This is a genomic window from Xanthobacter pseudotagetidis, from assembly GCF_043194795.2.
GTDB classification, from domain to species: domain Bacteria; phylum Pseudomonadota; class Alphaproteobacteria; order Rhizobiales; family Xanthobacteraceae; genus Xanthobacter; species Xanthobacter tagetidis_A.
The window spans coordinates 4,100,685-4,113,550 of the sequence record NZ_CM195534.1 but is presented as its reverse complement, the minus strand read 5'-3'; the positions used below and the strand labels follow the sequence as shown (position 1 = coordinate 4,113,550).

The following is a 12,866-nucleotide window of genomic DNA, read 5'->3' as shown; positions in this document are numbered from 1 at the left end:
CCGGCGTTCCCCCTCACCCTGCCCTCTCCCCGCCGGGGAGAGGGTTCGCGTCGCGCTGCCGGCAGGGGTGCCTGCCACCTCCGCCGTTCTCGCCACTCCCTCTCCCGCTTGCGGGGGAGGGCTGGGGAGGGGGCCTGCTGGCGCGCTGTCGATGGGCAGTGGCTTTCCCGCGCGGCCACCCCTCCCGGCGTTCCCTTCGCCTCTCGGCGCCGCTTTCCCCCTCCCAACCCTCCCCCGCAAGCGGGAGAGGGCTTTCAGGGGAGCGCCCGCCTCAGCGGTAGATGCGCTCGGCGCGGGACTGGGCGCGCTTGGCGGCTTCCTCCGGCGTGCGCTGGCCGGTGGCGGCTTCCGCCACCATGTCCACCACGATCCAGTCCGCCATGGCGGCGGCCGACTGCGGACCGAGCGGGCCGGCATAGCCGTTCGGCCGCAGCGTCTCCGAGGCCTTGGCATAGGCGGCGTGGATCGGCTTGGAGGTCCAGACCGGGTTCGAGGCGAACGCCTTCAGCGTCTGGCAGCAATAGGCGCTCGCGCCCTGGAGCCAGGCATTGTACTGCGGGGCGTCGAACATGAAGGCGAGGTAGGCCTGCGCCGCCTTCGGATACTTGGTGTACTTGAAGATGCCGGCGGTGGTGGTCTGGTGCAGCTCCACCGGCTGGCCCACGGGCCCCACCGGGAAGTTGGTGGACTTCATGTCCGCCGCCATGTCGGCGAGCTTGGGGTCGTTCGCCGCCGCATAGTAGATCGACACGCCGTTGGCGGTGACCGACAGGTCGCCGGCGATGAAGGCGCGGTTGTTGTTGACGTCGAGCCAGCTCTCGGTGCCGGGGATGAAGGTCTTGTAGAGCTCGGCCACGTAGCGCAGCGCCGCCACCGTCTCGGGCGAGTTGATGACGACCTTGCCCTCCTCGCTCACCATCTTGCCGCCGTGGCTCCACAGCACCCAGTGGGTGAAGTTGTTGCCGTCGCCCACCCCGTGGCCGAGCGTGAAGCCCATGGGGTGGCCTTTGGCCTTCAGCGCCTTGCCGAGCTCCAGCAGGCCTTTGGTGTCCTTCGGGAATTCGGAGAAGCCGGCGTCCTTCACCCAGCTGTCGCGATAGACCACGGCATTGCCGATGGTGGCGAGCGGCACGCCGACGAAGCGGTCCTTCACCTTCGCGTACACTTCGTTGCCGGGATAGAAGCCGCCATAGGTCTTGGCGAGACCGTTCGCGAGGTCAGTCACGTCGAGCAGCTTGTCGGGATACTGCTGGGCATCGTCGAACCACACCCAGACGATGTCGGGGCCGGAGCCGACATTGGCGGCCACCGCCGCCTTCGGGCGGATGTCCTCCCAGCTCTCCTTGTCAATGCGCACCTCGACGCCGGTGGCCTCGGTGAACTTCTTGGTGTTGGCGATCCAGGCATCCTCCTCGCCCTTCACGAACGGCGCCCAGCGCAGCAGGCGCAGGGAGGCGCCGGGCTCGGGCTCGAACTTCGGCACCTGCGCGGACGCCGGCACGGAGCCCAGGAAGGGCGAGGCGAGGGAGCCGGCGGCAAGGCCGGCGCCGCCCAGAAGGACGTCGCGTCTGGAAATGGTCATCTCGTTTCCTCCCGTCTTGCTCGGTTGTCCGGCGGGGCCGCCCTGTTGGCGCGGGCGGTCTTTTCGCCGGGGTACGCTTCAGAAATGCGGTGTCAGAGCCTCTTTCCCGATGCCTCGTCGAAGAGGTGGGTGAGGCCGTCCTGGGGGGTGATGCGGATGGTCTCTCCGGGGGTGAAGGCGAGGCGCTCGCGGAACAGGCAGGTGACCTCCTGGCCCGGCGATGCGTCGCCCGCGCCGAGGCGCGCCACCACCAGGATCTCCGACCCCGTCGGCTCGGTCACCACCACCTGCGCCGGCACGCCGGCGGGATCGAGGCGCACGTGCTCGGGCCTGAGCCCGTAGATCACGCTTTGCCCGTCGGAAAGGCCCGCCGCCGCCGGCAGCGGCACGTCGACGCCGCTGTCCGTCACCAGGCGCGGATCGGCGCCGAGCTGCACCTTGCCCTTGATGAAGTTCATCGCCGGCGAGCCGATGAAGCCGGCCACGAACTGGTTCGCCGGCCGGTCGTAGAGCTCGAGCGGCGCCCCCATCTGCTCGACGATGCCGTCGTGCATCACCACGATCTTGTCGGCCATGGTCATGGCCTCGATCTGGTCGTGGGTGACGTAGACCGTGGTGGTCTTCAGGCGCTGGTGCAGCTCCTTGATCTCGGTGCGCATCTGCACGCGCAGCTTGGCGTCGAGGTTGGAGAGCGGCTCGTCGAACAGGAACACCTGCGGGTCGCGCACGATGGCGCGGCCCATGGCGACGCGCTGGCGCTGGCCGCCGGAGAGCTGGCGCGGATAGCGGTCGAGCAGCTTCGTCAGGCCGAGGATCTGCGCCGCGCGGTCGACCCGCGCCTTGATCTCCGCCTTCGGCGCCTTCCGCAGCTTCAGGGAGAAGCCCATGTTGTCGGCGACGCTCATGTGGGGATAGAGCGCGTAGTTCTGGAACACCATGGCGATGTCCCGTTCCTTCGGCGGCACCTCGTTGATGACGCGGTCGCCGATCAGGATCTCGCCGGCGGTGATGTTCTCCAGCCCCGCGATCATGCGCAGAAGGGTGGACTTACCGCACCCCGACGGGCCCACCAGAACCACGAACTCGCCGTCGCGGATGTCGACGTCGACGCCGTGGATCACCTGCGTCGCGCCATACGCCTTCTTCACACCGCGAATATCGACGGTCGCCATCGTGGGTCCTCTCCCCTGAACGCGGCGCCGCCACCTGCCGGCAGGCCGCGATCTTGTCCGGTCCCACCTGTTCAATCCGGTGCGGATGAACCCCGTGTGACCTCGCGCCTCTTGCGGGCGCGGCGCGATCATGGTGCGAGGACAGGTCCGGATCAAGAGCAAATTAAAACGTTTGAACCCCGTTGAAACGAGGCGGCGGGGGGCCTAAGCCTCGCCTCTGCTTCTCTCGCCTGCCGTTGCAATCGGGATGGCCAGAGGTTCTCTTGTCCTAAAGTCTAGCTCCCTCCCGCCCGTCTCATTCCAGCGAGATCCCCCATGAGCGATGCCGCGCGCCCTGCGCTTGTTCTTACCGGTCCCGTCATGGAGAACGTGGTCGAGCGACAGCTCGCCGCGCGCTTCAATCTCATCCCCCTCGACCAGCTCGACGCGGCGCGCGCGCCGGCGGTGCGCGCCATCGCCACCAAGGGCAAGGTGAAGGTGGACGATGCGCTGCTGGCGCGCCTGCCGAAGGTGGAGATCGTCGCCAATTTCGGCGTCGGCTACGACACCGTGGACGCGGCCGCGGCGGCGGCGCGGGGCGTGGTCGTCACCAACACGCCGGACGTGCTCAACGAGGAGGTCGCCGACCTCACCCTCGGCCTGCTGCTCGCCACCGTGCGCGAGATACCGCAGGCGGACCGGTTCGTACGCGCGGGCGGCTGGGCCAGAAGCGCGTTCCCGCTCGGCCCCACCCTGCGCGGGCGCACCGTGGGCCTGATCGGCATGGGCCGCATCGGCCAGGCCATCGCCAAGCGGCTCGACGCCTTCTCGGTGCCGGTGGTCTACCACTCCCGCCGGGCGCAGCCGAGCGTGCCCTACAGGCACTATGGCGACCTTCTCGCCATGGCGCGGGACGTGGACGTGATCGTCGTGATCGTCCCCGGCGGCCCGGCCACCCGGCACATGGTGGACGCCGCCGTGCTGGAGGCGCTGGGGCCGGATGGCATCCTCATCAATGTCGCGCGCGGCACGGTGGTGGACGAGGCGGCGCTGCTGAAGGCGCTCCAGGACCGCACCATCCTGTCCGCCGGCCTCGACGTGTTTCAGAACGAGCCGCACGTGCCCGAGGGCTTCTTCGCGCTCGACAACGTGGTGCTGCTGCCGCACGTGGGCTCGGCCACCCACCACACGCGCGGCGCCATGGGCCAGCTGGTGGTGGACAACCTGATCTCCTGGTTCGACGGCAAGGGGCCGATCACCCCCGTGGCCGAGACACCCTGGCCGCGCGGCTAGAGCACGATCCGGAGCAGATCGACCCAATTTGCCCGGTGGGCCGCACTCCGGCTTGAAGCGGGCGGCGGCGGTACGGCAGGGCATGCGCGCGCCACGACGCCGCGCGTTCCCGACGGCGGCAGGTGAGAAGGGCGGCGGGGCTGTGCTAGCCTTGCCGCCGATCTCTAGCGAGGGGCCGTCATGCGCCATCTTTCATCGTCTCCCGCACGCGTGCGTGCGCGGCTGGCCATCGCCGGGCTCGCTCTCGCGCTGTCGTCCGCGCTCGCTGGCGCCGCCCCCGAGGGGAACGGACCTGGAGCGCTCGGGCCTGTGGCGCAGAAGCAACAGCCGGCGGCGCGGCTCGACCCCGGCCTGCGGGAGGCGGCGGAGCAGAAGGCCGGCGCCTATGTGCTCTCGAGCGCCGATGGCGAGCGCAAGTGCCCGATCATGCTGAAGGCCGAGGCGGCGGCAGGCGGCCTTGCGGTGCAGATCGACCGCGCCGCCTGCGAGGCGGCGATCGCCTTCTCCGTCCAGGTCGCCGGCTGGCTTCCGGACGCGTCCGGCGCGCTGCGCCTCGTCAACGCCCAGGGGCGGACCGTGGCCGAGTTCACCGAGGCGACGGGCGGCAGCTATGAAGCGCTGCGCGAGGGGGATGGGGTCTATTTCCTCATTAATCCCAGCATAGCCGACGTGCCCGAGGCGACGCAGGCCGAGGTGCTGGGCGACTGGGACCTGGCTTCCAGTCCCGGGGCGCCGCTGTGCCGCTGGAGCCTCACCGAGACCCCTGCCCCCAAGGGCGGATTCCTGCTGAAGGTGGCATCCGGCTGTGACGCCTCGGTCGCGCGCCTCGCCGCCGCCTCCTGGCGGCTCGACGGCGGCAACATCCTGGTCTCGGGGACGGGTGGCGGCGCTGCGATTCGATTCGCCCGGCAGGAGGACGGCTCATGGGCGCGCGTTCCGGAGCGGGGGCGCCCGCTTCTGATGAGCCGTCCCTGAGCCGGATCCGTCGCCGGCTCCGCTTACTGCAAGCCGGGTTGTACCGCCCATTAACGCGTTTTGGGATTGGCGTTGCGAAATCGCAACACAGAAATCCTTCATTCATGCGGGTTTGCCTAGAAAGGCGGCAATTGCTGCCTTAATTTTCGCGTTGGCCTCCGGGAGCGGACCTGATTTTTATCATTCCAGATTTCTGCGGGGGTTCCCTTATGAAAAAGCTTGCTGTCATCGCTTCCTCCATGCTTTTCGCCGGCGCGGCCGCTGCGGCCGACATGTCCGTGCCCGTGAAGGCCGTGGCCCCGCCCCCGCCGCCCGCCTGGGACGTTGCGTTCGGTGTCACCCTGACCTCCGACTACGTGTTCCGCGGCATCAGCCAGACCAACAACAACCCGGCCGTGCAGGGCTATGTTGAGCTGCAGCTGCTGGACTGGTTCTACATCAACGTGTGGGCGTCCAACCAGAACTGGGCTGAGAACTTCCTCGGCCCGAACGGCAGCAGCTCGCTGGAAGTCGACTTCTCGGGCGGCCTGCGCCACACCTGGGGCGCCTTCACCCTCGACGTCGGCGGCATCTATTACACCTTCCCCGGCAACACCGACATCTTCGGTGTCAGCCCGGACGACTTCAACTATTGGGAAATCTACGCGAAGCCCAGCTACGCTCTGACCGACTGGTTGTCCGTCGGCCTCGCCCTGAACTGGACGAGCGACATGTACGCCACCAGCACGGACGGCACCGCGCTGTCGATCAACGCCAAGGCGTCGACCGCTTCGCTCGCCGGCAGCGCCTTCGGTGCCTACCTTTCGGGTGAGTTCGGCCATCAGTGGCTCGACTCCGGCACCTTCAGCTACGTCCCGCCGTTCGGCGTGTTCGCGGTCGGCATCTCCGGCTATAACTGGTGGAACGTCGGCGTCGGCCTGACCTACAAGGCCGCGACCCTCGACCTGCGCTACTCCGGTTCGGACCTGAACGAGTTCGAGTGCGCCACGCTGATCGGCAAGAACACCGCCTGCGGCGACAAGTTCATCGCGAGCCTGTCCTTCGCGACCTCGTTCAACCAGCTCAAGTGATCCCGATCACCTGACGCATCAGGCTCCAGAGAAGGGCGTCGCACTCCGGTGCGGCGCCCTTTTCGTTTGCCGGCATGGCTGCGGGAGAGCGGCGGCTGCGGGAGCGCGGCCGGCCGCAGGCGGAAGCGGGGATCGGTGCCCCGCGTTCCGTCATCCCGAGCCTCGGGTCCGCCGATGCAGGCGCGCGGGCGCGGCCGTGCGGCGCATCGCGCTTCAGGGGGGCGTGCCCTTCAGGAGGGCTTGCCTTTCAAGGGGCTTGCCCTTCAGGGGTCTTGCCCTTCGCGCGCCGCGCGCGGGCCGGCTCTTTGGGGCGGGGCGCTTCATCCTCCACGCCGAGGATGTCGCCCCACTTGGCGTGCGCGAACACGCGTTCGGCGCTGATGGCGAGCTTGCGCATCACCGTCTCCACCACCGCCACCTCGGAAGAGGTGATCTCCTCGAACAGCATGTCGTTCACCCGCCGCACCACCGGGGCGACCCGCACCACGGCCTTCTCGCCCTCCGGAGAGAGCGAGACCCGCACGCTGCGGCGGTCGCTCTCGTCCTGGCGCTTGGCGAGCAGCCCCATCTCGATCATGCGGCCGACCTCGGTGGTCACGTGCGGCGCGGCAAGGCGGATGTGGTCGGCGAGGTCGCGTATGGCGACGCCCTCCTCTCCCTGGCGGTAGGCGGTGCCCATGAGAACCGCGAACTGGCTCGGGGTCAGGCCCAGCACCTTGCCGAAGATGGCGCGGCACTTCAGCAGCCCCTCGAGCGCCATCACCATGGCGTAGATGGATTCGCGGAAGGCGCGGTCGCTGTCGCCGCGCAGGAACTCGGTCCGCGAGACCGTGACAGGAGGCCGGAACGCGCCGGCGGACTTTCCGCGGCCTGGGGGCGACATGGCTGATCTAGGCTCCGTTCTCCGCCACATGCGGGTGGTCATCCTCCTTTAGGAACCACATGCCCCGCCGTCCATAGCCGGGCCAAAAAACATCTCCCGAGCCGCGTTGACATGTACAATATTATATCTAATTTGTACATATTGTCTGACATTGAGACACCATCTCCAGCCGGGTGTCCCGGCGGGAGGCGGCGGCCCGGACAGGGGCCGAGGCCGAGCCGAGTTCCGAAATCGACACCAACGATCCGAGCCCGCGCGCCGGGCCGCCGCTTCCAGGGAATGAAACCATGACCGTCACGCTTCAGACGACCGCAGCCGCCGCAGGGGGCCTGCGCACCGGCGCCGACTTTCTGGCGCAGCTGAAGGCCTCTCCCCGCACCGTTTATCTCGATGGAGAAAAGGTCAGCGATCCCACCACCCATCCCGCCTTCCGCGAGGGCGCGCGGCAGATCGCGAACCTGTTCGATTTCGCCGCCGCGCCGCAGAATCGCGACCTCATGACGTTCGAGGTGCCCGAGACCGGCGCCCGCGCCCTGCGCTGCTACCAGATCCCGAAGACGGTGGACGATCTGCGCCTCAAGCGCCTCGCCTCCGAGGCCTGGGCCGAGCAGACCTTCGGCCTCATGGGCCGCTCGCCCGACCATGTGGCGAACTTCTTCGTCGGCTATGCCGCCAAGCCCTCGGTCTTCGCCAGGCACGGCCAGCAATGGGCCGACAACGTGGTGAAGTTCTACGAGTACGCCCGCGACAACCATCTCTATATCGCCTACGCCATCGTCCCGCCGCAGATCGACCGCTCCAAGCCGGCCCACAAGCAGGCCGATCCGCATCTTTATGCGGGCGTGGTGCGCGAGGTGGAGGGCGGCATCATCGTCTCCGGAGGCCAGCAGCTCGCCACCGGCGGCGTCTATGCGGACTATCTCCAGCTGGCCTGCATCCACCCGCTCCAGGCCGGCGACGAGGACTATGCCATCAACGTCGCCATCCCCATGGATGCGGAGGGGCTCAAGCTCTATTCGCGCCGGCCGTTCGCGAATGTGGCCGACAATTCCTTCGACTATCCGCTGTCCACCCGCTTCGACGAGGCCGACTGCTTCGTGGTGCTGGACGAGGTGTTCGTGCCGTGGAAGCACGTCTTCATCTATCGCAACATCGAGCTGAACCGCGACCAGTGGTGGCTCACCCCGTCCCACACCTACGGCAACCACCAGGCGCAGACGCGCTACGGCACCAAGCTGCGCTTCCTGATGGGCCTCGCCAAGCGCATGAACGAGGCCACCGGCAACGAGGGGGTGCCGCCGGTGCAGGTGGCCATGGGCGAGATCGCGGCGCTGGCTTCCATCGTCGAGGGCATGCTGCTGGCCCAGGAGGCCAAGGCCACCATCGACGACGAGGGCGTGGTGTGGCCCTCCAAGGCCATGCTCTACGCGGTGATGGCGCTGCAGTCGGAGATCAACCCGCGGATGATCGACGTGATCCGCGAGATCACCGGCGCGGCCATGATCACGCTGCCCTCGTCGGTGAGGGACTTCGAGAGCGCCGAGACCGCCCCCGACGTGGAGCGCTTCTATCGTTCGGCCAATCTCGACGCGCGCCAGCGCGTGGCGCTGATGCGCCTCGCCTGGGACTTCATCGGCACCGAGTTCGGCAACCGCCACCAGCAGTACGAGAAGTTCTACGGCGGCGCGTCCTTCATCGTGAAGACCAACATGTTCAGGAACTACGACTTCCAGCGCGCCGGCGCCCTGGTGGACCGGGCGCTGAGCCTGCCGCCGGTGGGCCGCGACTGACGCCCGGTTACATCTCCCCGCCGTCGCCCTCCGGCTTGACCGGAGGGCGGACGTGGGGGGGCGTCCGAGCGGTGTGTCCTGCCGCAGCGCGTGGATGCTCCGGTCAAGCCAGAGCATGACGGCGGTTTGGGATATGCCGCGCCGGCTGATTCCTCCTCGCCGTCGCCCTCCGGCTTGACCGGAGGGCCCATGCCGTGGCCGGGCGGGGTGTCCTGCCGCAGCACGTGGATGCCCCGGTCAAGCCGGAGCATGACGGTGGTTTGGGATATGCCGCGCCGGCTGATTCTTCCCCGCCGTCGCCCTCCGGCTTGACCGGAGGGCCCATGCCGTGGCCGGGCGGGGTGTCCTGCCGCAGCACGTGGATGCTCCGGTCAAGCCGGAGCATGACGGTGGTTGGGACGCGCCGCGCGGGGGTGCTTTTTCCCCGCGCCCTCCACTCACTCCTGGAGCGCCTCCTCGCGGGTGGTGCGGATGGCGGGGACGATCAGCACCACCAGCAGCGCCAGCGACGCGATCAGGAAGCCGAGGCTGATGGGCTGGGTGAGGAAGATCGAGGAATTGCCGCGCGAGATCAGCATCGCCCGGCGCAGATTCTCCTCCATCATCGGGCCGAGGATGAAGCCGAGGATCAGCGGCGCCGGCTCGCAGTCGAGCTTTACGAACGCGTAGCCGAGCACGGCCAGCGCGCCCATCAGGTAGATGTCGAACACGCTGTTGCTGCTGGAATAGGCGCCGATCACGCAGAACAGCAGGATGGCCGGGAACAGCAGCCGGTAGGGCACCTTCAGCAGGCGGATCCACAGGCCCACCATCGGCAGGTTCAGGACCAGCAGCATCAGGTTGCCCACCCACATGGAGGCGATCAGGCCCCAGAACAGGCCGGGCCGCTCGCTCATCACCGTCGGCCCCGGCGCGATGCCCTGGATCATCATGGCGCCGATCATGAGCGCCATCGTCGGGTTCGAGGGAATGCCGAGCGTGATCATGGGGATGAAGGAGGTCTGCGCGCCGGCATTGTTGGCCGATTCCGGCCCCGCAACACCGCGGATGTCGCCGTGGCCGAAATTGCGCGGCGGCTTCGCCACCTTTTTCTCCAGCATGTAGGAGGCGAAGGAGGCGAGCAGCGCGCCGCCCCCCGGCAGCACGCCGAGGATGGCGCCGAGGCCGGTGCCGCGCAGGATGGCGGGGGTGGATATCTTCAGGTCGTGCAGGCTCGGCAGCACCCGGCCGATGCGCTGGGCGGTTACGCTGCGGTCCTGCTCCGTCTCCAGGTTGCAGGCCACCTCGGCGATGCCGAACAGAGCCATCGAGAGGGCGATGAAGCCGATGCCGTCGCGCAGTTCCGGGAAGCCCAGGTCGTAGCGCGAGGTGCCGGAATTCACGTCCGTGCCCACGAGGCCGAGCAAGAGACCCAGCAGCACCATGCCGATGGCCTTGATGAGCGAGCCACGCGCCAGCACCACGGCGGCGATGAGGCCGAACACCATGAGTGAGAGGTATTCAGCCGGCCCGAACTCCAGCGCCAGGTCCGACAGCACCGGCGCGAAATAGGCGATGGCGATGGTGGAGACGCAGCCGGCGAAGAACGAGCCGATGGCGGCGATGCCGAGCGCCGGCCCGGCGCGTCCGGTGCGGGCCATGCGATAGCCGTCGATGGCGGTCACCACGGAGGAGGATTCGCCGGGGATGTTGACCAGGATCGCCGTGGTGGAGCCGCCATACTGGGCGCCGTAATAAATGCCGGCGAGCATGATCAGCGCCGAGTCCGGCGGCAGCGTGAAGGTGATGGGCAAGAGCATCGCCACGCTCGCCACCGGGCCGAGGCCTGGCAGCACGCCCACCAGCGTGCCGAGCAGCACGCCGATGAAGCAGTAGGCGATGTTGGCGAGGGTGAGCGCGACCGAGAAGCCGAGCTCCAGATTGGCGAGGGTGTCCATGTCAGCCTCCGGAGCGCTAGAAGGACGGCCAGACGGGCAGCGGCAGGCCGAGCAGCGTCACGAACAGCAGCACCGCGCCGACAGACAGCCCCGCCGCGAGCAGCAGCGCTTCCCTGAGCCGGAACTCGGGGCTCGACAGGCTGCCCGCGAGCACCAGGACCACGGCCGAGACCATGAGGCCCAGCGGCCGCAGCATGATCCCGAACAGCACCATGGCCGCGAGCAGCGACAGAAGCGGGCGCAGGCGCACGCGCGGCAGCCCGTCGCCTTCGACGATGAGGCTGCGCGCCATCACCGCGAGCCCGACTGCGGCCAGCAGCACGCCCAGCACCAGGGGGAAGAAGCCGGCCCCCATGCGCGCCGGGGTGCCCTGGGCATAGCTGGTGGCGGCCACCGCCGCGAAAGCGGTGCCGAAGCCGGCGAACAGGACGCCTGCAAGGAAGTCCTTCGTGGATGCGATGCGCATGGTTCCCCTCATCTCTTCGCGCACGAGGAAGCCCGAAGGGAGCCGCAACCGCGTTTCGCACGGGCGATCGGTCGGCGCGGCGGCCGAATGCGGCAGCTGTCCTGCGGGTGTCGCCGCTTGTCTCGCGCGGCGATCATCCTCGGCGGGTCTCTGGATCGGTCGGTCGGGCCGCGGCCGGCTCTTCGGTCGGTCCGCGCAAGTGTCCGCCCGCCGCAGGACGGCGGGCGGCGGACGAAATCAGGCCACCTCGTAGCCGAGGATCGCCTTGATCTCGAGGAAGTCCTCGAGGCCGTAGATGCCGGCCTCGCGGCCGTTGCCGGACTGCTTGTAGCCGCCGAACGGGGCCTCCACGTCCTGCAGCTTCCCGTGCGGGGCGCCGTTGAGGTAGATGCGTCCCGCGCGCAGCTCCATGCCGACCGCGCGCGCCTCCTCCAACGAGCCCGCCCACACATAGCCGGCGAGGCCGTAGATGGTGCCGTTGGCGATCTCGATCGCGTCGGCCCTGTCCTTGTAGGGCAGGATCGACAGCACCGGGCCGAAGATCTCCTGCTGGGCGATGGTCATGGCCGGCGTCACGTCGGAGAACACGGTCGGCTTCACGTAATAGCCGCGGTTGAGACCGGCGGGGCGGCCGAGGCCGCCGGCGGCGAGCGTCGCGCCCTCCTCGATGCCGATGCGGATCAGGTTCTGCACCCGGTCGAACTGCGCTTCGCTCACCAGCGGGCCGAGGCGCGTGCCATCGGCCAGCGGGTCGCCCACCACCACGCCTTCCGCGGTGCGCTTCGCGATCGCGGTCGCCTCGGCGAGCTGGTCCTGGTGGATCAGCATGCGGGTGGGCGCCTGGCACGACTGTCCGGTGTTGGTGAAGGCGCGCAGCGTGCCGGCCGAGACCGCCGCCTCCAGGTCCGCGCTCGGCAGGATGATGTTGGCGGACTTGCCGCCCAGCTCCTGGTGCACGCGCTTGACCGTGTCGGCCGCCGCCTTCGCCACCAGGATGCCGGCCCGCGTCGAGCCGGTGAAGGACACCATGTCGATGTCGGGATGGCGCGAGATCGCCTCGCCCACCGTCGGCCCGTCGCCGTTGACGAGGTTGAACACGCCCTTGGGCACGCCCGCCTCATGCAGGATCTCGGTGAGGATGATGGTGCTCAGCGGCGCCATCTCGGAGGGCTTCACCACGCAGGTGCAGCCGGCCGCGAGCGAGGGCGCGAACTTCGACGCCACCTGGTTGATGGGCCAGTTCCACGGCGTGATGAAGCCGCACACGCCGATCGGCTCGCGCACGATCTTCGTGGTGCCGCCGAGCATGTGGCCGAAATCGTAGTCCTTCAGGACCTTGGCGGCCTCCTTGAAGTGCTCCAGCGTGGTGTTGGTCTGCACCTGCATGGCGAACCAGAGCGGCGAGCCCATCTCGGCGGTGATGGCGCCGGCGAGGTCGTCCATGCGGGTCTCGAACACCGCGATGATGCGGTGCAGGAGGGCGAGGCGCTCCTCCTTGGTGGTCTTCGAGAAGGTCGTGAACGCGGCGCGGGCGGCCTTCACCGCCCGGTCGACGTCCTCCGCGCCGCCCATGCTGATCTGGCCTGCCGGCTCCTCGGTCGCCGGGTTTATGACGTCGAACAGCCGAGGCGCGACCGGGTCGACCCATTCGCCGTTGATGTAGAATTTGGTGTTGTTGCTCATCGCGCTGATGCTCCTCGTCGTTCGAGGCCCCCGGCC

General features: G+C 68.6%; 10 protein-coding genes. 4 read left to right on the top strand and 6 right to left on the bottom strand.

The features are described from left to right. Positions 1-271: 271 nt before the first annotated feature. Both V5F67_RS18895 and V5F67_RS18890 read right to left on the bottom strand, forming a co-directional pair. On the bottom strand, positions 272-1,582 hold the full coding sequence (locus V5F67_RS18895) for an ABC transporter substrate-binding protein (RefSeq protein ID WP_394020743.1): 1,311 nt from the start codon (positions 1,580-1,582) through the stop codon (positions 272-274). 92 nt (positions 1,583-1,674) lie between these two features. Then, positions 1,675-2,754: an ABC transporter ATP-binding protein gene (locus V5F67_RS18890; protein WP_394020744.1), complete on the bottom strand. Its 1,080-nt coding sequence runs from the start codon at positions 2,752-2,754 to the stop codon at positions 1,675-1,677. 315 nt (positions 2,755-3,069) lie between these two features. Between V5F67_RS18890 and V5F67_RS18885 the strand changes: the two genes are divergently transcribed. The 3 genes from V5F67_RS18885 to V5F67_RS18875 all read left to right on the top strand — a co-directional run bounded on the left by V5F67_RS18885 (position 3,070) and on the right by V5F67_RS18875 (position 6,071). Beyond that, the gene (locus V5F67_RS18885; RefSeq protein WP_394020745.1) at positions 3,070-4,026 is read left to right on the top strand and encodes a 2-hydroxyacid dehydrogenase; all 957 of its coding nucleotides are present in this window, start codon (positions 3,070-3,072) and stop codon (positions 4,024-4,026) included. A gap of 180 nt (positions 4,027-4,206) precedes the next feature. After that, positions 4,207-5,001 carry a protease inhibitor Inh/omp19 family protein gene (locus V5F67_RS18880; RefSeq protein WP_394020746.1) on the top strand — a complete coding sequence of 265 codons (795 nt, stop codon included), beginning with the start codon at positions 4,207-4,209 and terminating at the stop codon, positions 4,999-5,001. A gap of 209 nt (positions 5,002-5,210) precedes the next feature. Next, on the top strand, positions 5,211-6,071 hold the full coding sequence (locus tag V5F67_RS18875; protein WP_394020747.1) for a TorF family putative porin: 861 nt from the start codon (positions 5,211-5,213) through the stop codon (positions 6,069-6,071). 247 nt (positions 6,072-6,318) lie between these two features. On the opposite strand, the gene V5F67_RS18870 is transcribed toward V5F67_RS18875, so the two are convergent. Then, a complete protein-coding gene (locus V5F67_RS18870) occupies positions 6,319-6,954 on the bottom strand; it encodes a MarR family winged helix-turn-helix transcriptional regulator (protein ID WP_394020748.1) in 636 nt (211 codons plus the stop codon). Between the two features lie 287 nt (positions 6,955-7,241). Here V5F67_RS18870 and V5F67_RS18865 point away from each other — a divergent pair, with 287 nt between their 5' ends. Next, positions 7,242-8,744, top strand: a complete 1,503-nt coding sequence (locus tag V5F67_RS18865) for a 4-hydroxyphenylacetate 3-hydroxylase family protein (protein ID WP_394020749.1) — start codon at positions 7,242-7,244, stop codon at positions 8,742-8,744. A 437-nt stretch (positions 8,745-9,181) separates the two neighbouring features. On the opposite strand, the gene V5F67_RS18860 is transcribed toward V5F67_RS18865, so the two are convergent. The 3 genes from V5F67_RS18860 to V5F67_RS18850 all read right to left on the bottom strand — a co-directional run bounded on the left by V5F67_RS18860 (position 9,182) and on the right by V5F67_RS18850 (position 12,830). Beyond that, the gene (locus V5F67_RS18860) at positions 9,182-10,681 is read right to left on the bottom strand and encodes a tripartite tricarboxylate transporter permease (RefSeq protein ID WP_394020750.1); all 1,500 of its coding nucleotides are present in this window, start codon (positions 10,679-10,681) and stop codon (positions 9,182-9,184) included. Between the two features lie 16 nt (positions 10,682-10,697). Then, entirely contained in the window at positions 10,698-11,147 is a 450-nt protein-coding gene (locus V5F67_RS18855; protein WP_394020751.1) for a tripartite tricarboxylate transporter TctB family protein, read from the bottom strand. Between the two features lie 237 nt (positions 11,148-11,384). Beyond that, on the bottom strand, positions 11,385-12,830 hold the full coding sequence (locus tag V5F67_RS18850) for an aldehyde dehydrogenase family protein (RefSeq protein ID WP_394020752.1): 1,446 nt from the start codon (positions 12,828-12,830) through the stop codon (positions 11,385-11,387). Between the last annotated feature and the right edge of the window lie 36 nt (positions 12,831-12,866).

Bases quoted from the DNA above. Each gene is read 5' to 3' on its own strand.
- V5F67_RS18895 (WP_394020743.1), bottom strand. From the start codon at position 1,582: ATGACCATTTCCAGACGCGACGTCCTTCTGGGCGGCGCCGGCCTTGCC.
- V5F67_RS18890 (WP_394020744.1), bottom strand. From the start codon at position 2,754: ATGGCGACCGTCGATATTCGCGGTGTGAAGAAGGCGTATGGCGCGACG.
- V5F67_RS18885 (WP_394020745.1), top strand. From the start codon at position 3,070: ATGAGCGATGCCGCGCGCCCTGCGCTTGTTCTTACCGGTCCCGTCATG.
- V5F67_RS18880 (WP_394020746.1), top strand. From the start codon at position 4,207: ATGCGCCATCTTTCATCGTCTCCCGCACGCGTGCGTGCGCGGCTGGCC.
- V5F67_RS18875 (WP_394020747.1), top strand. From the start codon at position 5,211: ATGAAAAAGCTTGCTGTCATCGCTTCCTCCATGCTTTTCGCCGGCGCG.
- V5F67_RS18870 (WP_394020748.1), bottom strand. From the start codon at position 6,954: ATGTCGCCCCCAGGCCGCGGAAAGTCCGCCGGCGCGTTCCGGCCTCCT.
- V5F67_RS18865 (WP_394020749.1), top strand. From the start codon at position 7,242: ATGACCGTCACGCTTCAGACGACCGCAGCCGCCGCAGGGGGCCTGCGC.
- V5F67_RS18860 (WP_394020750.1), bottom strand. From the start codon at position 10,681: ATGGACACCCTCGCCAATCTGGAGCTCGGCTTCTCGGTCGCGCTCACC.
- V5F67_RS18855 (WP_394020751.1), bottom strand. From the start codon at position 11,147: ATGCGCATCGCATCCACGAAGGACTTCCTTGCAGGCGTCCTGTTCGCC.
- V5F67_RS18850 (WP_394020752.1), bottom strand. From the start codon at position 12,830: ATGAGCAACAACACCAAATTCTACATCAACGGCGAATGGGTCGACCCG.